Annotated in this window: 17 protein-coding genes; 8 read left to right on the top strand and 9 right to left on the bottom strand. The window is 35.0% G+C overall.

Going from position 1 to position 20803, the window contains the following annotated elements:
* Window positions 1-6: 6 nt before the first annotated feature.
* The 9 genes from AC4AGG_RS05525 to AC4AGG_RS05485 form a co-directional block, all read right to left on the bottom strand.
* On the bottom strand, window positions 7-1050 hold the full coding sequence (locus AC4AGG_RS05525) for a bifunctional transcriptional activator/DNA repair enzyme AdaA (RefSeq protein WP_489770993.1): 1044 nt from the start codon (window positions 1048-1050) through the stop codon (window positions 7-9).
* Window positions 1051-1168: 118 nt separating this feature from the next.
* On the bottom strand, window positions 1169-3052 hold the full coding sequence (locus AC4AGG_RS05520) for a hypothetical protein (protein ID WP_489770992.1): 1884 nt from the start codon (window positions 3050-3052) through the stop codon (window positions 1169-1171).
* Between the two features lie 15 nt (window positions 3053-3067).
* Window positions 3068-4222 carry an ABC transporter ATP-binding protein gene (locus AC4AGG_RS05515; protein ID WP_489770991.1) on the bottom strand — a complete coding sequence of 385 codons (1155 nt, stop codon included), beginning with the start codon at window positions 4220-4222 and terminating at the stop codon, window positions 3068-3070.
* A 167-nt stretch (window positions 4223-4389) separates the two neighbouring features.
* On the bottom strand, window positions 4390-4992 hold the full coding sequence (locus AC4AGG_RS05510) for a DUF2911 domain-containing protein (RefSeq protein ID WP_489770990.1): 603 nt from the start codon (window positions 4990-4992) through the stop codon (window positions 4390-4392).
* Between the two features lie 214 nt (window positions 4993-5206).
* Entirely contained in the window at window positions 5207-8392 is a 3186-nt protein-coding gene (gene carB, locus AC4AGG_RS05505; RefSeq protein ID WP_489770989.1) for a carbamoyl-phosphate synthase large subunit, read from the bottom strand.
* 90 nt (window positions 8393-8482) lie between these two features.
* Window positions 8483-8839, bottom strand: coding sequence for a four helix bundle protein (locus AC4AGG_RS05500; protein ID WP_489770988.1), 357 nt, complete (start codon window positions 8837-8839; stop codon window positions 8483-8485).
* Between the two features lie 12 nt (window positions 8840-8851).
* Complete coding sequence (carA, locus tag AC4AGG_RS05495) at window positions 8852-9934, bottom strand: glutamine-hydrolyzing carbamoyl-phosphate synthase small subunit (RefSeq protein WP_489770987.1); 1083 nt, start codon at window positions 9932-9934, stop codon at window positions 8852-8854.
* A 101-nt stretch (window positions 9935-10035) separates the two neighbouring features.
* On the bottom strand, window positions 10036-10386 hold the full coding sequence (locus tag AC4AGG_RS05490) for a four helix bundle protein (protein ID WP_489770986.1): 351 nt from the start codon (window positions 10384-10386) through the stop codon (window positions 10036-10038).
* Window positions 10387-10418: 32 nt separating this feature from the next.
* On the bottom strand, window positions 10419-11309 hold the full coding sequence (locus tag AC4AGG_RS05485; protein ID WP_489770985.1) for an aspartate carbamoyltransferase catalytic subunit: 891 nt from the start codon (window positions 11307-11309) through the stop codon (window positions 10419-10421).
* A gap of 236 nt (window positions 11310-11545) precedes the next feature.
* Between AC4AGG_RS05485 and AC4AGG_RS05480 the strand changes: the two genes are divergently transcribed.
* From AC4AGG_RS05480 to AC4AGG_RS05445, 8 genes are all read left to right on the top strand, one after another.
* Window positions 11546-11962: a transposase gene (locus AC4AGG_RS05480; RefSeq protein WP_489770984.1), complete on the top strand. Its 417-nt coding sequence runs from the start codon at window positions 11546-11548 to the stop codon at window positions 11960-11962.
* Between the two features lie 122 nt (window positions 11963-12084).
* Window positions 12085-13404, top strand: a complete 1320-nt coding sequence (locus tag AC4AGG_RS05475; RefSeq protein ID WP_489770983.1) for a hypothetical protein — start codon at window positions 12085-12087, stop codon at window positions 13402-13404.
* A gap of 62 nt (window positions 13405-13466) precedes the next feature.
* Window positions 13467-15050: an MFS transporter gene (locus AC4AGG_RS05470; protein ID WP_489770982.1), complete on the top strand. Its 1584-nt coding sequence runs from the start codon at window positions 13467-13469 to the stop codon at window positions 15048-15050.
* 97 nt (window positions 15051-15147) lie between these two features.
* Complete coding sequence (locus AC4AGG_RS05465; RefSeq protein WP_489770981.1) at window positions 15148-15375, top strand: DUF6814 family protein; 228 nt, start codon at window positions 15148-15150, stop codon at window positions 15373-15375.
* Between the two features lie 76 nt (window positions 15376-15451).
* A complete protein-coding gene (locus tag AC4AGG_RS05460; RefSeq protein WP_489770980.1) occupies window positions 15452-15649 on the top strand; it encodes a hypothetical protein in 198 nt (65 codons plus the stop codon).
* On the top strand, window positions 15639-18338 hold the full coding sequence (locus AC4AGG_RS05455) for an ATP-binding protein (RefSeq protein WP_489770979.1): 2700 nt from the start codon (window positions 15639-15641) through the stop codon (window positions 18336-18338). The genes AC4AGG_RS05460 and AC4AGG_RS05455 overlap by 11 nt, the downstream gene beginning before the upstream one ends.
* A gap of 81 nt (window positions 18339-18419) precedes the next feature.
* Complete coding sequence (locus AC4AGG_RS05450; protein WP_489770978.1) at window positions 18420-18782, top strand: response regulator transcription factor; 363 nt, start codon at window positions 18420-18422, stop codon at window positions 18780-18782.
* A 105-nt stretch (window positions 18783-18887) separates the two neighbouring features.
* Window positions 18888-20774 (top strand): AMP-binding protein, encoded by a 1887-nt coding sequence (locus AC4AGG_RS05445; RefSeq protein ID WP_489770977.1) that lies wholly within the window; start codon window positions 18888-18890, stop codon window positions 20772-20774.
* The last annotated feature ends 29 nt before the right edge of the window (window positions 20775-20803 follow it).

The raw sequence follows: 20803 nt of genomic DNA, 5'->3' as shown, positions 1-20803 counted from the left end.
TAAAATTTAAAACAATATCGCTTTTTCTAACTCCAAAAGCTTTTGCTTTCGCCAAATTCCGCCGCCGTAACCTGTTAATTTTCCGTCACTTCCAATCACTCTATGACAAGGAATGATAATGGAAATTTTATTAAGTCCATTCGCATTGGCAACTGCACGAACCGCTTTTGGATTACCTAAAATATTGGCTTGTTCTTGATAACTTCGCGTCGTTCCGTAAGGAATAGTTCGAAGAACTTCCCAAACACTTTTTTGAAAATCGGTTCCGACTGGAGAAAGTGGAACGGTGAAATTGGTTCTCTCTCCTTCAAAATATTCTGAAAGTTCTTTTTCTAATTGTTCAAAATGTTTGTTTTCTCCTTGAATAATATTCGCATTAAAGTGTTTTGAAATATCTTTCAATTCGGTTGGCAACGCTTTTCTATCCGAAAATTCGAGAAGACAAATTCCGCTTTCATCAGCACACGCAATCATGGTTCCGATTGGTGTTTCTATTCTTTTTAAATCAACAATTTTCTCCAATTTTGAATTTTTTGGTGAAACTCCGAAAACCGTTTTAAAGCTTTCATTAAAACCACTCAAACTTTCATAACCGCTGTCAAAAGCTGTATCTGTCACTTTTTCACCCGAATTCAATTTCTTAAAAGCTGAATTCAATTTAAACATCCTTTGAAACGCTTGAAACGTCATTCCATGATTTTTTTGAAACCAACGTCTTACGGTTGCAGGTTCTAAACCTCGTTTTACCAAATCATAATCTTTAAACTTCAATCCAGGATTTGCGGAAAGTTCATCCAAAATTTCTTTAATTTCTTTTGGTGTTTCGTTAGGGTTTTCCAAAGGTTTACATGTTTTGCAAGCTCTGTAACCTTTTAAAATTGCGTCTTTTGCGTTAGAGAAAAACTCCACATTTTCGAATTTTGGTTTTCTTGCTCTACAGGTTGGACGACAGAAAATTCCAGTCGTTTTTACACCCATCCAAAAAACACCCTCAAAATCGGGGTTTTTGTCGCAGGAAGCTTGATACATTATTTCTGGGGAAAGGTTCATTTATAGAGGTTAGAGGTTAGAGGTTAGAGGTTCAAAATTAGTATTTAAAAATAGCAATAACAACCGAAAAATTGACAAGTATTTTTTATAAAAAAAGCGAACCGAAGTTCGCTTTTATTTATACTGATTTTGCTCTCCATTGATGGATGACTTTGGTGTAAAAATACATAAATATCAATCCGCATCCTGTGATAAAATAACTTATTGCAGCTAGGTTTTCCTCAAGTAATTGAGGGCAATTAACATCTTCGAATCTTAAATTTTGACCATAACAATAATCTCGTTGATGTTCACTTATTATCGCAAAAATTAGTAATAACCATAAAGTGAATCCCATCATGGAAAAACTCAACAATATTCCAGATACAATTTTCTTCATTTTGTTCACTCCCAAAATGGATGCAAATAGAATCACGGTTGCTACAAGCAGAATAAAATAAAAAACAAAATACTTTGAAATATTGCCTAAACCGTAATTGAAAATCACCAAAAATAGAGCGACCGCCAAGGTTAGCAACCCTGCACCTACAACACTTAATAATAAAATTCGAAGGTTTGTCACACGGTAGCAAAAAATAAATGATGCAAACAGCAGCGCAAACCAAAAATAGAAATGCAAACTATCCATTACTGGGGTTGCATGCTTAACATTATCGATATTCTCAAGAACATTTTTTAACTGCTCAACATAATAATAATATTCCGTCACATGGGATCTAAAATAATTTTCTGGGGAGATCTCCTGACTCACTTTTGGATTAAAATCCTCCGCTGATAATATGATCGAGTCGGTTTCACTACCTGCTACATCAGCCACAACTGCGGCGGTATCTACAGCAACTGCCTCTGCGGTGGAATATGAATAATCATCTGGAATATCATTAGGATTGTATTCTTCTCCTAGAACTGGTTTATATTTTTTAATAAAATGTTTTATTTCAAAATTATTTGGATTATAAACCAATTTTCGCCAATCCTGTGCATTAAGATTTGTTGAAATTTTGAATTCATTTGAGATATCCAAAAAATCAGACATTAGTTTTTCTACCTTCTTAGGTTCCTTTTCCTTAAGAAGCTCTACTGTTTGCTTGTTAATAAGCTTATCGCTTGCTAGCAATAAGTCTTTGGTACTACCAATCGTCACTTCAGGATAATAATCATCTGACGACGCATTGTACTCGTAAAAAACACTAGAAAAGTTGAGATAACTCGGAAATGTTGTCTCCAAGTACGGACTTACATCTACTACCTTCTTTTTGAAACAATATACAATCTTATCTCCTTCATTATTTTTATACGCGATTGGTGTCTTTAGAGATTTTTCAGGCTCCGGGATCAAGGTATCATAATCTATCCGATATTTCAAATCCTTATTAACATAAACCGTCTTAGTGTAAGTCTCCCAATACTGATAAACACGGGTGTAATAGGTGAAATATTTTTGATTTCGGTCAATTTTTTCATAAGTTGACTCACAGTATAAATCTGAAAATATCTTAGGATAAATTCTATTATCTAAAGTATAATCCTCAATATTTGTCGAAAGAAAGGGAACCGCACGATTGACCGTACTGATATACTTATCCATCTTTTCGTCTCCATATCGACCATTGATAAAGGTCTTAAATCCAAACATGTACGAAAGGTAAAATGTAGTAGACACCAGAATTATGATGAAATAATGAAAAAATTGAGAGAAAAGTTTCCATGGTGACGACGGATAGAAATTTTTGAAGGAATTATTCCTAAACATCATCAATAACCATCCAACAATGAGCAAAAGCGAAATCAGCAAATGAATTTGCATGAATCCATTGTTTCCATAATCATACAGAACATTTCCATGCTGTAAAGATGTCGGATCTGCATGCGAAACTAATCCAAAAATAAAAAAGAGTATATGAACCGCTAAACTCGCCAACAGCATCCAAACAATTTTGGTGTTCCAAATTGTAGGATATCTTTCGAGCAAATATTGATTAATTTGTTGTATTTTTTTCATTTGAATTTTAGTGTTTTAACCGACAAAAAATCGTCTTGTAGATTGTGAAATATTACGAAGGTAAATAATGTCGATTCCCGATTGTCCAATCTTAGACAACACATCTGACATTTTGGTAGCACTATCAAAATAAGCCACATAAACACCTCCGTTAAAGTTGAGTTTTTGCAATCCCAAATTTTCAAACGCAACTAAAAGTTCTTCCCTTTTGTTTGGAGTATCAAGTTCCAAAATCAATTCGTTAGTATTTTCCTCTCCATGAAACTCCGAATTGTCTTTGTACTGTCCATTTTTTAAGAAGATAACTTTGTCCGAAACTTTCTCCACTTCATACAATTGTTGAGAACTCAAAATCAATGCAATCGGATTGTTCACCGAATTGGCGATGGATTTTAAATCTTCTAAAATCACTTGTTGTGCAAGAACGTCAAGATTTGCCAAAGGTTCATCCAATAACATAATTTCTGGTTGTCTCAGCAAAGTTCTGGCTAATTCAAAACGCATTTTGTAACCTGAAGAAAGTTCACTCCATTTCAAATGTTTGTAATTCCAAAGACCTAATCTTGCAATCATCAAAAGCGTTCTGGTCTCATTTTCCTCAGGTTTAACCCCATAATTGGAAACAACAAATTTCAAATTGTCTTTGAGACTTCCGTACCATTTCGCCGTTCTTTGCGGAATGTAGACTAATTTGGTTCTCAAATCGTATTCGTTCTTAGGCTCTGTATTGAAGGTAAAATGCAACTCGCCTTCATCGTGAGAAAGTTCTTTAGCCAAAATTCTCAGCAAAGTTGTTTTTCCGTTTCCGTTCTCTCCGACCAAACCATAGACCTGACCTTTGTTAATTTCCACCGAAACTGGACCAAGCGAAAAGCGGTTACTTCCATAGCTTTTAAGAATATTTCTCGCTCGCAAAACCGACTTGCTTGTATCAAATTCCGAAACTGGAATTTTTTCGACTTCCAATAAAAGTTCTTTGGATTTTGTAATGAGTTCTTCTGTATAAGTGGGATAAGTTTCCTTCCAATCGGTTAGTGCAATGGCTTTTTTATAAATATCCATATTCTGGGTATCCATCACGCAATCCAATAATTTTCGAAATCCCAAAACCGTATCTTTATTATCAAAGAAATGCAGTACTTCCTTGACACGCTCTTGATGTTTGGTCATAGATTGTTTGTGTTTTTTGTTGTAAAATATCGTTTAAAGGTAATTTAAAAAATCAAATTCACCATCAAATAATTTTAGGAGAATTATAAAAAATTAACGAAAAAATCCTTCATAAATTTTGTCCTAAAAACAAAAAACCTTGCAAGTGATTTCTTGCAAGGTTGGTGTTATTCTTTTTCTTTGGCGGCATCTCTTTCGATTTGCTTAACTTCTTTTAGTTTTTCAACGATTTTGGAAACGGTTTCTGGTTTTCCTGTTTTCAGATTAACTACAGTTTTTACGTAATCCCATTTGAAAACCATGTCTGTTGCATTGTCGTCAATTGGTTCAAATGATATTTCGAAAAATTCTTGCTTCTCAGACAGTTTCTGAACCGGAACGGTAATTTCTAATACATTTAGTTTTTCATCGTATTCGTAAGCTCCCCATTGTTTTGAATCTTTGTTGAGAATGATTTTCCATTCTTTTTCGGTTGGCAAAATGAACAGTCCATAAGTTCCTGCAGGAACAATTTTACCTCCAAAATTAATAGATTGTTCAAAAGTAATTTTGCTTGAAGAATTGGCTCCCGCTCTCCAAACCTTTCCGTAAGGAACAAGTTCCCCGAAAATTTTTCTCCCTTTTACACCCGGTCTTCCGTAATCTAAAGTGATTTTCGACATGGAGAATTGTTGTTCAACCTTTTGTCTTGGGCTTGCTGCAGGAAGTGTCCACTGTGAATAAGCTGTAACCGAAATGGTTAGCATTAATGTCACTATTAATTTTTTCATAAGTTCTAATTTGAGCTAAAATTATCGAATTTATTCCGAAATCATCCTATAAATTTTGGCTAAAGCCAAATTTTTTGTGCAAACAAAAGCGGGCTAAAGCCCTCTCTTATTGAACACTTTCACTTTTTAAAACCGAATATCGAAACGTATCACCAAAAAAAAAGAGCCAAAACATCTCTGTCTTGGCTCTTGATTCTATAATCTTGTTTCTAATCTACATCTGCTCCATCTTAAAGCTCATGCTTTCAATCACTTTTAGGATGGCTTCAACGGTGTCCATACTTGTCAAACAAGGAACGCCATTTTCGACGCTCATTCTTCGGATTTGGAAACCGTCTCTTTCGACTTGTTTTCCTTTGGTCATCGTATTGACAACGTACTGAACTTTTCCTTTTTGAATTAAATCAATCAAATTCACTTCTGGATTTTCTTCAATTTTGTATCCGATTTTACATGGAATTCCTTTTTCTTCAAAGAATTTCGCAGTTCCTTCGGTTGCCCAAATTCTGAAACCAACTTCGTGAAATCTTCTTGCAATTTCTGAAGCTTCTTCTTTATCGGTATTCGCAACAGTGAATAAAATCGCACCATGTGTCGGAACTTTTCTACCTGCTGCAATCATTCCTTTGTATAAGGCTTTTTCCAAAGTTCTGTCTTTGCCCATCACTTCTCCTGTCGATTTCATTTCTGGTCCGAGTGAGATATCTACTTTCGTTAATTTTGAAAAAGAGAATACCGGAACTTTAACATAAACTCCTGATTTAGCTGGAACTAAGCCGTTTTTGTATCCTAAATCCGTTAATTTGGCTCCAAGAATGGCTTTGGTTGCCAAATTCGCCATCGGAACTTCCGTAATTTTAGAAAGGAAAGGAACGGTTCTGGACGAACGAGGATTCACCTCAATTACGTAAACCTGACCTTCCTGCGAAATGACGTACTGAATATTCATCAAACCAACAACATTTAAACCTTTTGCTAAACGAATGGTATAATCGGTTAGAACATCAATTTGTTTTTCGGTTAAATTTTGTGGAGGATACACTGCAATCGAGTCACCTGAGTGAACTCCTGCCCTTTCGATATGCTCCATAATTCCTGGAATAACTACTGTTTCTCCGTCACAAATTGCATCAACCTCCACTTCTTTTCCGGTAACGTAACGGTCCACCAAAACTGGATGTTCTGGACTTGCTTCTACCGCATTTTCCATATAATGTTCAAGTTCGGATTTGTCATAAACAATCTGCATTGCTCGACCTCCCAAAACGTAACTTGGACGAACCAAAACTGGATAACCAATTTCATCTGCAATCACAATCGCGTCTTCTTTCGAGAACGATGTTTTTCCTAAAGGTTGCGGAATTCCCAATTCCTGAAGCGCTTTCTCAAATTTATCTCTGTTTTCAGCTCTATCCAAATCTTCAAGTGAAGTTCCTAAAATTTGAACACCATGAGCTGCTAATTTATCAGCCAAATTAATCGCAGTTTGTCCACCAAACTGAACGACTACTCCTTTTGGTTTTTCGAGTTCGATGATGTTCATCACATCTTCTTCCGTCAAAGGTTCAAAATATAATTTATCTGAAATCGAAAAGTCGGTAGAAACCGTTTCTGGATTATTGTTGATGATAATCGCTTCGTAACCCATTTCTTTAATCGCCCAAACCGAATGAACAGTTGCATAATCAAACTCAACACCTTGACCAATTCTAATCGGACCAGAACCCAAAACGATAATTTTCTCCTTATCCGTCGGAATGCTTTCGTTTTCGTCTTCGTAAGTTCCGTAGAAATATGGCGTTTCGCTTTCGAATTCGGCAGCGCACGTATCGACCATTTTATAAACTGGCATCACTCCGTTTTCTTTTCTAAAATCGAAAACTTCACGTTGCGTACTTTCCCAAAGATGAGCGATGTTGATATCTGAAAATCCTAATTTTTTAGCCTCTAAAAGAACTTCTTTATTGAATTTGTTATCAGAAATCGTCTTTTCGAAGTCGATTAATTTTTTGATTTTCCAAATGAAGAACGGGTCAATTTTGCTCCATTCTACAATTTGTTTCCAATCATAACCTCTTCGTAAAGCATCTCCGATGATGAACAATCTTTCGTCATCACAAACTTTGATTCTTCTTTCAATGTCCTCATCGCTTAAAGCTTGAGCTTGTTTGGTCTTCAAACCAAGATGACGAATTCCTGTTTCTAAGGAACGAATAGCTTTCTGCAAAGATTCTTCAAAATTTCTACCAATTGCCATGACTTCTCCTGTCGCTTTCATCTGCGTTGAAAGTCTTCTATCTGCCGTTTCGAATTTATCAAAAGGAAATCTTGGAAATTTAGTTACGACATAATCCAAAGCTGGCTCGAAACATGCGTAAGTTTTCCCTGTTACAGGATTCATAATCGTATCCAAAGTTAATCCTACTGCAATTTTAGCGGCGATTTTTGCAATCGGATAACCTGTTGCTTTACTCGCCAAAGCTGATGAACGAGAAACTCTCGGATTAACTTCAATAATATAATAATTAAATGAATGCGGGTCTAAAGCCAACTGAACGTTGCAACCTCCCTCAATTCCTAAAGCTCGGATAATTTTCAAGGAAGCATTTCTCAACATTTGATATTCTCTATCCGAAAGCGTTTGAGACGGAGCAACAACAATCGAGTCACCTGTATGAACTCCAACTGGATCGATGTTTTCCATGTTACAAACTACAATCGCGTTGTCGTTAGAGTCACGCATTACTTCGTATTCGATTTCCTTGAAACCTGCAATGGATTTTTCAATCAAACATTGCGTAACTGGACTGTATTTAAGACCTAATTCTGAAATTTCACGAAGTTCAGTTTCGTTAGAGGCAATTCCACCACCTGTTCCACCCATAGTAAAAGCGGGACGAACAATCACTGGATAACCGATTCTATCCGCAAAATCCAAAGCTCCTTGAACAGAATTTACGATATCAGATTCTGGAACTGGTTCGTTGAGTTCTCGCATTAATTCACGGAAAAGGTCTCTGTCTTCCGCTCTGTTAATCGCTGAAAGTTTGGTTCCAAGAACTTCCACTTTACATTCTTCAAGAATCCCTGATTTTTCTAATTCGACCGCCATATTTAGACCAGTTTGTCCACCCAAAGTCGGTAACAAAGCGTCTGGTCTTTCTTTTCTGATAATATGACTCACGAATTGCAACGAAATTGGTTCAATATAGACTTTGTCCGCAATTTCCACATCGGTCATAATCGTCGCAGGATTAGAGTTGATCAAGATTACTTTGTAACCTTCCTCTTTCAACGCCAAACAAGCCTGAGTTCCTGCATAATCGAATTCGGCCGCTTGTCCGATAATGATAGGACCGCTTCCTATTACTAAAATGGTTTTTATGTCTGTTCTTTTCATAAATTCAATATAACAAAGTAGCAATGTAACAGTGTAACAATTTTAATTTAACAATATAATAATGTAACAGTATAACAATGCTGCTGTTTTTTAATTTTCTTTTCTTAAGCTTGTACTTAAAATTTTATAAATAATTTTTCCGATTTCTGTAATTTGAATTTCCAAATTCTCATTAAACGGATAGCTTTTTGAATGTTTACAGAGGTAAAGCCAATATTTGGTTTCTTCCAATTCCTTTGCTGCAATTTTAATTTTATTGATAAAATCTTTTTTGCTATAAGGATTCTGTGCTTCAAAAGCATTTGCACCGATACTTGTACCAGAACGTAATAACTGTTTTGCAATGACAAATTTTCTTTGATTTTCCAATAGCTCACAATATTCAATAACGTCTAAGGAAAATTTAACCGTTTTTTCGATTAATGGATTATTTTCAAAATTTATCATTGGAGACAATTGTTACACTGTTACACTTTTAAATTGGTACATTAAATCGATAAACTCATCAAACAAATAATTAGCGTCTTCTGGACCTGGACTTGCTTCTGGATGGTACTGAACAGAAAAACACGGATGAATTTTGTGTCGGAAACCTTCATTCGTTCTGTCATTTAGAGCGATGTGCGTTTCTTCCAAATCGGTATTTTTCAAACTTTCTTGGTCTACAGCGTAACCGTGATTTTGAGAAGTAATTGCAACGGTATTTTTCTTTAAATCCAAAACTGGGTGATTCCCACCTCTATGCCCGAATTTTAATTTATACGTTTTTGCACCACACGCTAAACCAATCAATTGATGACCTAAACAAATCCCGAAAATTGGAACTTTTCCTAATAATTTTTGGATCATGACCAAAACATGAGGAACATCTTGCGGATCTCCAGGACCGTTGGAAAGCATTATTCCGTCTGGATCCATCATCAAAATTTCTTCTGCTGTTGTATCTTGAGAAACAACAATGATATCGCAATTTCTTTGAGAAAGTTCTCTGATAATCCCTAGTTTAGAACCAAAATCCACCAAAACCACTTTGAAACCTCTTCCCGGACTTGCATACGCCGTTTTGGTTGAAACCTGTTCCACTTGATTAATAGGGAATGATTTTGAATTAAGTTCATTAATTACGTCTTGCTCATTTGCAGATTCATCAACGATTTTACCTTTCAAAACCCCATGATTTCTTATAATTCGGGTCAATTTTCGGGTATCAATTCCTGAAATCCCTGAAAGATTTTTCTTCTTGAATAAATCGTCCAAAGTCATTTGGTTTCTGAAATTAGACGGATAATCGCAAACTTCTTTTACAATCAAACCTTTGATTGCAGGTTCGATGCTTTCGTAATCATCACGATTGATTCCGTAATTTCCAATCAAAGGATAAGTCATACAAACAATCTGACCACAATAAGACGGGTCCGAAAGCAATTCCTGATAACCTGTCATTCCTGTATTGAAAACCACTTCTCCATCTGTTTCCATTTCGCTTCCGAAACCTTTTCCGTGAAAAACTTCACCGGATTCTAATACTAATTTTCTGTTCATTACTTTTTTAGATTCGAGAGCCGAGAACCGAGATTCAAGACTTCCTCTTATTTTAGATTTGAGAGTCAAGAACCGAAATTCGAGACTTTTCTGCTTTTACTTTATACTAAATTGTTTTTAAACGTGTAAATCATTTTTTGGATTTCAATTAAATCCTTTACAATTTTATCAGCTTGAATCTCAGCTAATAAACCAAGTTCTTTTGTTAAAATTAGTTGAGTTTGTAATTCAAATGCCGAACCCAAGGCTATCGATAAAAAATGGTTAAATTCTTTGTTTGAGTTTCTACCAGAACCTTCCGCAATATTAGATGCAATTGAAACGGCAGATCTTTTCATCTGAGAAACCAAACCAAATTTTTCATCTGTTGGAATATCCTGACAAATCAAATAAATATTTTTTGCCAATTGTATCGATTTTTGCCAGAAAATTAATTTCTCAAAATTATGCATACTCTATTTATCTTGGTTCTTGGTTCTTGGTTCTACTCAAACTCCACTCCTGTTTCTTCTAAAGTATTTTTTAAAATCGCCATTCTTGCGTACACACCATTTTCCATTTGCTTGAAAATTCGAGAACGTTCGCATTCAACCAATTCGGAATCAATTTCAACATCTCTGTTAATTGGAGCAGGATGCATAATAATCGCGTTAGACTTCATCATTTTCTCTCTGTTAATTGTCAAACCATACTTTTTGTGGTATTGATTGAGTGAAATTTTCATTTTTTCACCATGTCTTTCATGTTGAATTCTCAACAGCATCACGACATCAACTTCTTTAATCAATTGGTCAATCTGAAGATATGTTCCATTAATAATCGTTCCTTCATCAAACCATTCTTGAGGTCCTGAAAAATAAACTTTTGCTCCTAATTTTCGTAAAATCTCAGCATTAGAATTGGCAACGCGACTATGTTTAACATCACCAATAATTCCGACTTTCAAATCTTTGAATTTTCCAAATTCTTGATGAATGGTCATTAAGTCTAATAAACTTTGTGAAGGGTGATTGCCTTTTCCGTCTCCACCATTGATAATTGGTATTTTAATATTATTTAATTCGTCATAATAACGATCTTTTTTATGACGAATCACTACTAAATTGACTCCCAAACTTTCTAAAGTTTTAATGGTATCATAAAGTGTCTCACCCTTGTTTACAGAACTTGATGTTACATCAAAAGGAACAACATTCAATCCCAATTTCCTTTCTGCAATATCAAAACTAGTTTTTGTACGCGTACTGTCCTCGAAAAATAAATTAGAAACAAAAACCTCATTTTTTGCTTTTAAAATTTTTCCTTTTGAAAACTCTTCAGCGGTTTTCAATAAAGATTCAATCTTTTCTGTAGTTAAATTGGCGGTTGTGAACATTTTACTAAAATTTAAACAAAAAAAAACGAAGCCAATAGACTTCGTTAAATAAAATAAATATTGTTTTCGTCGGCAAAGCCGTCTAAAAATTGCTTGTTCGTTATGGTCAAATTCAATGTTTCCATTGAGTGCAAATATAGAAATAAAATTGTAATCCACCACCGTGAATGATAAAAACACTGTCCAAAGATTCAAATATTGCTAATTTATTATATATTTGCTAAAAAGATATAGTCATGCCTGATTCTTGCCCGAAATGCACTGAGAAAAACACCGTAAAAAGTGGAATTATCAACGAAAGACAGCGATTTTATTGTAAAAATTGCAACTATTACTATACAGTCAAGAAATTGGGAAAACAGATTGACGACTATTTCGTCACAAAAGCACTTCAACTCTATTTGGAAGGTCTTTCCTATCGTGAAATTGAAAGAATTATTGGCGTTTCTCACGTTACCATAAGTTCTTGGATTAAAAAATATAATATCAAAAGACCTCCACATTCAGAATTCCATCCAGTATACAAAGTATTGAAACAAAATGAATTAATTGAATTTATACAATCTGAAGAAAATATTAAAGGTTCCGGATTAATTATTACCGAATTTGGCGACAAATACATGATGATTAAATGGGAACGATTTAGAAAATGATCTTATAAATTTATTTTTTTATAAAACTATATACTTTACAATTATATATATTAAATTTTTTCAATTAAATTTTTAATATGAATTTAGACTCGTCAAAAATTCAATAATAAAAATGAATACTTATGAAAAAATTTACAGTTTTGTTAGGAATAATATCATCGTTATTTCTATTTGACAAATTTAATGCGCAACAAACACCAACAAACGAAGAACTATTAAAAAGAATCGAAAAACTAGAGGCAGAGCAAAAAAAACCTAAAGAATGGGACGCCTCTATTTACGGTTGGGTTCGTACAGAATATAATTTTGACAGTCGCCAATCCGCTTATGCAAGAGAGTATAATCTTAATCTGTACCCTCTCGATGAAAAATTAGATGCCAATGGCGATGACATTAATTCAGCTGGTGCTTCCAATTTTATAGCAATTACGACAAGAGTGGGTATTAATTTTAAAGGTCCTGATGTCTGGGGAGCTAAAGCTTCTGGTAAAATCGAAGGCGATTTCTTCGGAAATACTGAACTCAATAAAACATCTTCTGGAACTGGAAGTACTGGACTTTTACGACTTAGGCATGCAACTGCAACTTTAGCATGGACTAAAACATCCGTTACGTTTGGTCAAACTTGGTATCCAACTTTTATCCCTGATGTTTATCCTGGAGTTGCGAATTTCAATACGGGAATCATGTTCAATCCATTTGGTTGGGCTGGACAAGTTAGAGTTCAACAAAAATTAACAAAAGACCTTTCTTTCATTGCTGTAGCTTATAAAGACAGAGAATTCCCAACCGCAAATGCTACAGGTTCATCTGCAAATGCAGCTACTTTCAATTCATCAATGCCTACTTTGCACGGACAACTTCAATATAAAGGCAAAAAATTTACCGCAGGAATCGCAGCAGAATATCAATCATTAAAGCCTGTCATTGAAAGCAATTCATTAGCCTCTGACGAACAACTTAATTCGGGAACTTATCTTGCCTATTTCAAATATTCTGATGATAAATTCATTGCAAAAGCTTATGGAATTACTGGTGGTAACTTAGCTCACCTAGTTATGGTAGGCGGTTTTGCAGGTTACACAGAAACTAACGGACAAGAAAGCTATAAACCTACAAAAACTTCTGCATTTTGGTTTGATTTAGCAAGTAATAACTCTAAAGTTGCACCAGGTGTTTTCTTCGGGTACACAAAAAATTCAGGTGTTGATACAGGTTATAAAAATCTATATATGAGAGGTGTTTCAGGAACAAGAGTTTTAGATAATGTTTGGAGAGCTTCTGCAAGAGTAGAATTCAAACAAAATAAATTCAACATCGCACCTGAATTAGAATACACTGCTGCAAAATACGGAGATACACAAGCTGATGCAACAGCAGGTGGAAATATCACCAATGTAGGAAACTTCAGAGGAATGGTAAGAGTAATGTATTCTTTCTAAAAGATTAACTAAACCTTACTTTAAAAATTTAAAAAGATTTTAAAACAAAATATCAAATTACTATGAGCCATCAATTTAATAATCAAGCAGAGCACGATGCTTACGTAGATGAAAAAAAGAAAAATTCAACTATCTGGAGCGTTATCATGGCCTCTTCACTCGGAACCCTCATTGAGTGGTATGACTTCTATATTTTCGGAAGTTTAGCAGTTATTTTATCAACCAAGTTCTTCCCCGCAGATAATCCAACTGCAGCGTTTCTTTCTACGCTTGCAACTTTTGCTGCAGGATTTGTAGTAAGACCTTTCGGAGCATTATTCTTTGGGAGATTGGGTGATATGATTGGTAGAAAATATACTTTCCTTGTAACCCTTCTTATCATGGGATTTTCAACATTCTTAATTGGATGTATCCCATCTTATGAAACCATCGGATTTTTAGCTCCTGTATTAGTTTTAATATTAAGATTATTACAAGGTTTAGCTTTAGGAGGTGAATATGGAGGTGCAGCAACTTACGTTGCAGAATACGCTCAACCGCACAGAAGAGGTTACTGGACCTCTTGGATTCAGACAACAGCAACAGCAGGTTTATTCGTTTCACTGATTGTAATTATGGTAACAAGATCTTCATTAACTGCGGAAGAATTTTCAAATTGGGGATGGAGAGTTCCGTTCTGGGTTTCTATCTTAATGGTAGGTGTTTCTTACATCATTCGTAGAAACATGAAGGAATCACCTCTTTTTGCTAAGGCTAAAAAAGAAGGAAAAACTTCAACCAACCCTTTAAAAGAATCTTTTGGTAACAAATACAATTTCAAATATGTTCTTTTAGCATTGTTTGGAGCTGTAATGGGACAAGGTGTTATTTGGTACACCGGTCAGTTTTACGCCATGAGTTTCATGCAAAAGGTCATGAATATTAATGCGGAACAAGTAGATTCTTTAATGGCAACCGCCCTATTTGTTGGAACACCTTTATTTGTACTTTTTGGTTGGTTATCTGATAAAGTTGGAAGAAAACCAATTATGTTGATTGGGATGTTAATTGCAATTTTGGCTTATCGTCCAATTTATGATAAAATGTTTAAACTTGGAGATTACACAGAAAAACAAGAATTGACAGAAAAAACCACTATGGAAGCTTCCGCTAAAGTTTTGGAAGGCGCAAAAGTAGACTCTGTTTATACCTCAAATAAATTCTATACAGACGGAAGTCAGTTGAAGGAAGTAGTTACAAAACATCTTGAAAATGGTCAAATTCTAAAAGATGACAAAGGAAAAGACAAAGTAGAAACACAAATTACCAAAACGGTGGACAGCAATACCAAATGGATGCTTGCATTGTTAGTTTTCATTCAAGTAGTATTTGTAACAATGGTTTATGGTCCAATTGCAGCATTCTTGGTGGAAATGTTCCCAATCAGAATTCGATACACTTCTATGTCTTTACCATATCACATCGGAAATGGTATCTTCGGAGGATTACTTCCTGCTGTTGCAACTTATTTGGTAACTTCTGGAAAAGAAGCGGGACACACTCAATGGTATCTTGAAGGTCTTTGGTATCCAATTGCAGTTGCAGGTGTTTGTTTCATCATCGGACTGATTTATATTAACGGAAAAGATAAGAGTGTGGAGGATTAGATGTCAGATACAAGAAAAAAATAAAAGTCTGAAATCTGATATCTAAAATCTAGTATCTAGTAACTCAAAAATTAATTAAATTTAAAAAATCAAAAAAATGGATTCAATAAAGAAAATATTAGGCATAGTTTGGATGATTGTAGCAGCAGCAATCCTGTACTTTGGATTAACCGTCTTAGGAATTCCAAAACTCACTTCTGGCAAACAAGAAGACTTGGTTTTCGGGATCATTATCGTGTTCGTTCTTTTGCCAATCGTTGTTGGCGGAATGGGAATGTTCGGATGGTATGCTCTGCAAGGCGAATATTCGGATGATAAAAGATAGTAATAGGTTGTAGGACATAGGATTTAGGTATTAGCTTAAACTATAACCTAAATCCTAATCCCCAATCCCTAGAAATATGAAAAAGAGACATAAACAAAAACTGGTAGTATTGAGCATAGCGTTATTCGCATTGCTCAATGCGCCTGTTTTGTTGTTGTTCAACTCATCAGAATCGGTTTTAGGATTTCCTTTAATCTATATTTATGTGTTTGCGATTTGGTTTTTATCTTCAGTAGCATCTTTTTTAGTATTCAAAAAATTCGATGAGCAGTAGCGTATTATTCATATTATTAATTGGTTATCTCGGACTTTTGTTCTTTTTTGCCTTTATTGCAGAAAAGAAGAAAACTTCGCTTTTCTGGTCAACCAATCCTTATATTTATGCGCTTTCTTTGGCGGTGTATTGTTCCGCTTGGACATATTACGGAAGTATCGGTGTTGCATCAGAACTCGGCTTAGAATACCTTTCCGTTTACATTGGACCTGTCATCGTAATTCCGCTTTGGATTTTCATCAATTCTAAAATTATTAGAATTTCCAGGGTCAACAAAATTAGTAGTATTGCAGATTTTATTTCACTTCGATACGGAAACAGTAGATTTATCGGTGCTTTAGTCGCTTTGGTTTGTATTATGGCGATTATTCCGTACATCGGATTACAGATTAAAGCCATTTCTGAAACCTTTCATTTACTTACCAATACTCAAAATTCCAAATATATTATAGGTGATTCTGCGACTTACATCGTTTTGGTGATTGCTATTTTTTCATCTTATTACGGAACAAGATATGTAGATGCTTCTGAAAAAAGACTGGGAATTATTGCTACGGTCGCTATTGAAAGTATTTTAAAATTAATATTCTTTGTTATTCTTGGATTGTTCGTGGTTTATGGCGTTTTTAATGGATTTCAAGACATTTATAATCAAGCGTCGCAACTTCCTGATTTTAAAAAATTAAATACCTTCAACGGTCTTGAAGGTGGTTTTAATTGGTTTTTGACTTGCTTTTTGTCAATGACGGCTATTTTCCTCTTGCCAAGGCAATTTCATACGGCTATCGTTGAAAATCGAAAAGAAAAACATTTGAGAACCGCGATTTGGCTTTTCCCTCTGTACCTTTTAATCATCAATTTCTTTGTATTCCCGATTGCATGGGGCGGAAAAATTTTGTTCTTTGGACAAAATGTTAATCCTGAATTTTATTCTATTTTAATTCCACAAAAAATCGGGAATAATCTCATCTCGACAATGGTGTTTTTTGGAGGTCTTAGTGCAAGTATTTCTATGATTATTATTTCGAGTATTTCCCTTTCTGTGATGCTTTCCAACAACGTAATCATTCCTTATGGTTGGTTGAATAGTTTTAAAATAAATTCCGATTCTATCAACACCAAAACCATTGTTAACATTAGGAAGTTTTCGATTTTTTCACTAATTATTTTCAGCTTTATTTTCTACAAATACTTAATTGAAGAGTCTTCCCTATTCTCCATTGGTTTGGTTTCGTTTGTTTTGATTGCTCAATTGAGTCCATCATTTTTCGGAGCTATTTTTTGGAGACGAGGCAACTTTAAAGGTGCGATTGCAGGAATTATTGCAGGTGTTTCGATTTGCTATATCAGTCTGATTTTCCCTATTTATTTTGAAAGCACTTATCAAAATTCTTGGTTTTTCAGTTTTTTCAGAATTCCATATTTAAGCCCAATTGCAAACGTTTTCTTTTGGAGTATGTTCGTGAATACAGGCCTTTTTGCCATTATTTCGGCAAGTACAGTGAGTAGTTATCGTGAAAGAAATTTCGCCGAATTATATGTGGACATCGACGATTACATTCAGAATCCTGAAAACGCATACATCTGGAGAGGAACGGCGAATGTTTCGGATATTCAGAAAATTTTGGTGAGATTTTTAGGTGAAAAGAAAACCAAACAAGCTTTAAAAATATTTAATTTAAAATATAATATTTCGGACCAAAGCAATACCGCAGATGCTCGATTTATTAAATTTTCAGAAAACCTTTTGAGTGGTAGAATTGGTACAGCTTCTGCTAAAATCCTCATTGAAGGTGTTACTAAAGAAGACAAAATTTCTTTGACTGAAGTTCTAAATATTTTGGAAGAATCTAAAGAAACAATTTCCCGAAACAAGCAACTTCGTGAGCAAAGTCAACAGTTAAGCCGACTTTCAGAAGATCTACAAAACGCGAACGAAAACTTGATTATGAAAGACCACCAGAAAGACGAATTTTTGGATTCTGTTGCTCATGAATTAAGAACGCCTTTAACAGCAATTCGTGCAACGAGTGAAATTTTGTTGGATGATGATGACATGCCAATTGAAATTAAAAAAGATTTCTTAGAAAACATTATTTCAGAATCCGACCGTTTAGCCGAAATCATCAACGACATTCTTTATCTTGATAAATTGGAAGCAGGAACATTACCACTTCAAGTTACTGAAAACAACATTGTTAAAACCTATCGCAAAGCATTAAAACCATTGACTCAATTAATGGAACAAAAGAAATTGCATTATTCCGAAGTCAATTTTTTGAAGAATGAAACGATTAAGTTTGATGAAATGAAAATGATTCAAGTGTTTCAAAATATTTTAGGAAATGCCGTGAAATTCACCAAGGAACAAGGAATGATTCAGGCAAAATTTCGAGAAGATGAAAATGGAATTAAAATATCCATCTTCAACACCGGAAAAACCATTCCCGAGGAAGATTTGGAATTTATTTTCGATAAATTTTATCAAAGTAAAAATCAGAATATCAGAAAACCTTTAGGAAGCGGGCTTGGATTGGCAATTTGCAAAAAAATTATCGACGCTCATGGTGGTGCTATTTCAGCAAAGAATAAGGAAATTGGGGTAAGTTTTGAGATTGTTTTGAAGATTGCAGATACTGGACATCAGATGTCAGACAATAATTTACCGCGAGAAAAAAATCTGATTTAAATTAAAAGAACAAGAAAAACACAACGAAAATTAGACAGGACGATTCTAAAATCTAACGTCTAACTACTAAAATCAATAGAAATGAAAAAGATACTAATTGCTGATGACGAACACAAAATTGTAATGACTTTGGAATATGCCTTCCGAAAAGCAGGCTACGAAATCTTTATCGCGAGAGACGGAACCGAAGTTTTAGAAATATTGAAAGAACAAATCCCTGATTTGATTCTTTTGGACATTATGATGCCGAATTTGGATGGTTACTCTACCCTTTCGGAAATCAAGAAAAACGAAAAATATCAAAACATAAAAGTTATTTTCCTTTCTGCTAAGACAAGTGAAAAAGACATTAACAAAGGTCTGAAAATGGGTGCAGATGCTTATGTAACCAAACCCTATTCCATTAAAAAATTGACCGAAAAAGTAGTGGAATTGATTGGATAGATATTAGACATGAGATATTAGATATTAGATATTAGACACGAGACACGAGACAAAAAACTGAATAACTGAATAACAAAACATCTAAACCCAAACACCTGATAAAAAATGAAAGCACAAGAATTATTTGAAAATAGTATTCAGCATAAGGAAAATTTCTGGAGAGAACAAGCCAAAAGTATCCGCTGGTTTAAATTCCCAAATACCATTCTTTCCGAAGACGAAAACGGCTACCATCAATGGTATGAAGATGGCGAACTCAACATGTCTTATCTCTGTATCGATAAACACATTGAAGATGGTTTTGGAGAACAAACTGCCGTTATTTATGATTCTCCCGTAACAGGAAAACAACAAAAATATACATTTAATCAGCTTAAAGATGAGGTTTCAAAACTAGCAGGTGGTTTAAAATCTTTAGGATTACAAAAAGGAGACACAGCAGTAATTTACATGCCTATGATTCCGCAAACTTTATTTTCGATGTTGGCTTGCGCGAGAATTGGAGTGATTCACAATGTGGTTTTTGGAGGTTTTGCACCTAATGAATTAGTGGTCAGAATTGATGATTGCAGACCCAAAGTTCTTATCACAGCAACTGCAGGTGTAGAAATCGTAAAAAGAATTCCATACTTACCATTAGTTGAAAAAGCGGTGGAATTAGCTTCTGATAAAGTGGAACACATCATTGTTTTCGACCGTCAATTAATAGATAACAAACATGAATATTTCGAGGGAACTATTGATTATCAGGAATTGGTTGACCAATCCGAACCTGCAAATTATGTTCCTGTAAAATCAACGCATCCTTTGTATTTGCTTTACACTTCAGGAACGACTGGAAAACCAAAAGGCGTTGCAAGAGACACTGGAGGTCACGCTACTGCGCTCAAATTCACCATGAAATACCATTACGGAATGGAGGAAGGCGAAACATTTTGGGCCGCTTCCGATTTTGGTTGGGCTGTAGGACATTCTTACATGGTTTATGGACCTTTAATTAATAGAAATACGACCATCGTTTTCGAAGGAAAACCCGTGATGACACCCGACGCAGGAACTTTTTGGAGAGTGATTTCCGAGCATAAAGTTAATGCGATGTTTACCGCTCCAACTGCTATGCGTGCGATTAAAAAAGAAGACCCGAATGGAGAATTAATCAAAAAATACGACTTATCTCACTATAAAAAGCAATTTTTGGCAGGAGAAAGATGCGATGTTGCGACTTTGGACTGGTTTGCAGAACACGTTGGAGTCCCTGCAATTGATCATTGGTGGCAAACAGAATCAGGTTCGCCGATGTTGGGAATTATGACGTATTTCGATGATTATAAAATTAAAAGAGCTTCGGCTGGAAAACCAATTCCGGGCTATGACATCAAAATTTTTGATGAAAACGGCTACGAACTCGACCCACACCATGAAGGATATTTAGTCATCAAACTTCCACTCGCTCCTGGTGCAATGTTAGGAATTTGGAATGATTTCCCAAGATTTCAAAACTCTTATTTGTCGCAATATCCGGGATATTATTTTTCAGGAGATGGCGCTATCAAGGATGAAGACGGATATATTTTCGTGACAGGACGTGTCGATGATGTGATTAATGTTGCTGGACATCGATTGTCAACTTCCGAAATGGAAGAAGTGGTTTCCTCCAATTCTGATATTGCCGAATGCGCCGTGGTCGGAATCGAAGACCAATTGAAAGGACAAATTCCTTTTGCTGTAGTCGTTACGAAAGCTGGTGTTGACAAAGACGAAAAAGCAATCGAGGCCGAAATCGTTCGTTTAGTTCGAGAAAAAATTGGAGCTGTAGCTTGCTTAAAAAACGTGATGGTTGTCAACCGTTTACCAAAAACACGTTCAGGGAAAATTTTAAGAAAACTCATCCGAACCATGCTCGATGGAAAAGATTTTCAAATTCCTTCAACCATCGACGATGAAGCAATTGTAGGAGAAATTCAAACTAAGATTGAAGAATATCGCAGTTAATAAAGAATTAAGAAATTTAGATGCCACTT

Source organism: Chryseobacterium sp. CG10_8, from assembly GCF_058117085.1.
The sequence above is the reverse complement of the archived record's forward strand: the minus strand, read 5'-3'. Positions and strand labels throughout refer to the sequence as shown.

Bases quoted from the DNA above. Each gene is read 5' to 3' on its own strand.
- AC4AGG_RS05455 (WP_489770979.1), top strand. From the start codon at position 15,639: ATGAGCAGTAGCGTATTATTCATATTATTAATTGGTTATCTCGGACTT.
- AC4AGG_RS05450 (WP_489770978.1), top strand. From the start codon at position 18,420: ATGAAAAAGATACTAATTGCTGATGACGAACACAAAATTGTAATGACT.
- AC4AGG_RS05485 (WP_489770985.1), bottom strand. From the start codon at position 11,309: ATGTTCACAACCGCCAATTTAACTACAGAAAAGATTGAATCTTTATTG.
- AC4AGG_RS05465 (WP_489770981.1), top strand. From the start codon at position 15,148: ATGGATTCAATAAAGAAAATATTAGGCATAGTTTGGATGATTGTAGCA.
- AC4AGG_RS05490 (WP_489770986.1), bottom strand. From the start codon at position 10,386: ATGCATAATTTTGAGAAATTAATTTTCTGGCAAAAATCGATACAATTG.
- AC4AGG_RS05460 (WP_489770980.1), top strand. From the start codon at position 15,452: ATGAAAAAGAGACATAAACAAAAACTGGTAGTATTGAGCATAGCGTTA.
- AC4AGG_RS05520 (WP_489770992.1), bottom strand. From the start codon at position 3,052: ATGAAAAAAATACAACAAATTAATCAATATTTGCTCGAAAGATATCCT.
- AC4AGG_RS05475 (WP_489770983.1), top strand. From the start codon at position 12,085: ATGAAAAAATTTACAGTTTTGTTAGGAATAATATCATCGTTATTTCTA.
- AC4AGG_RS05445 (WP_489770977.1), top strand. From the start codon at position 18,888: ATGAAAGCACAAGAATTATTTGAAAATAGTATTCAGCATAAGGAAAAT.
- AC4AGG_RS05480 (WP_489770984.1), top strand. From the start codon at position 11,546: ATGCCTGATTCTTGCCCGAAATGCACTGAGAAAAACACCGTAAAAAGT.
- carA (WP_489770987.1), bottom strand. From the start codon at position 9,934: ATGAACAGAAAATTAGTATTAGAATCCGGTGAAGTTTTTCACGGAAAA.
- AC4AGG_RS05515 (WP_489770991.1), bottom strand. From the start codon at position 4,222: ATGACCAAACATCAAGAGCGTGTCAAGGAAGTACTGCATTTCTTTGAT.
- AC4AGG_RS05470 (WP_489770982.1), top strand. From the start codon at position 13,467: ATGAGCCATCAATTTAATAATCAAGCAGAGCACGATGCTTACGTAGAT.
- carB (WP_489770989.1), bottom strand. From the start codon at position 8,392: ATGAAAAGAACAGACATAAAAACCATTTTAGTAATAGGAAGCGGTCCT.
- AC4AGG_RS05525 (WP_489770993.1), bottom strand. From the start codon at position 1,050: ATGAACCTTTCCCCAGAAATAATGTATCAAGCTTCCTGCGACAAAAAC.
- AC4AGG_RS05510 (WP_489770990.1), bottom strand. From the start codon at position 4,992: ATGAAAAAATTAATAGTGACATTAATGCTAACCATTTCGGTTACAGCT.
- AC4AGG_RS05500 (WP_489770988.1), bottom strand. From the start codon at position 8,839: ATGATAAATTTTGAAAATAATCCATTAATCGAAAAAACGGTTAAATTT.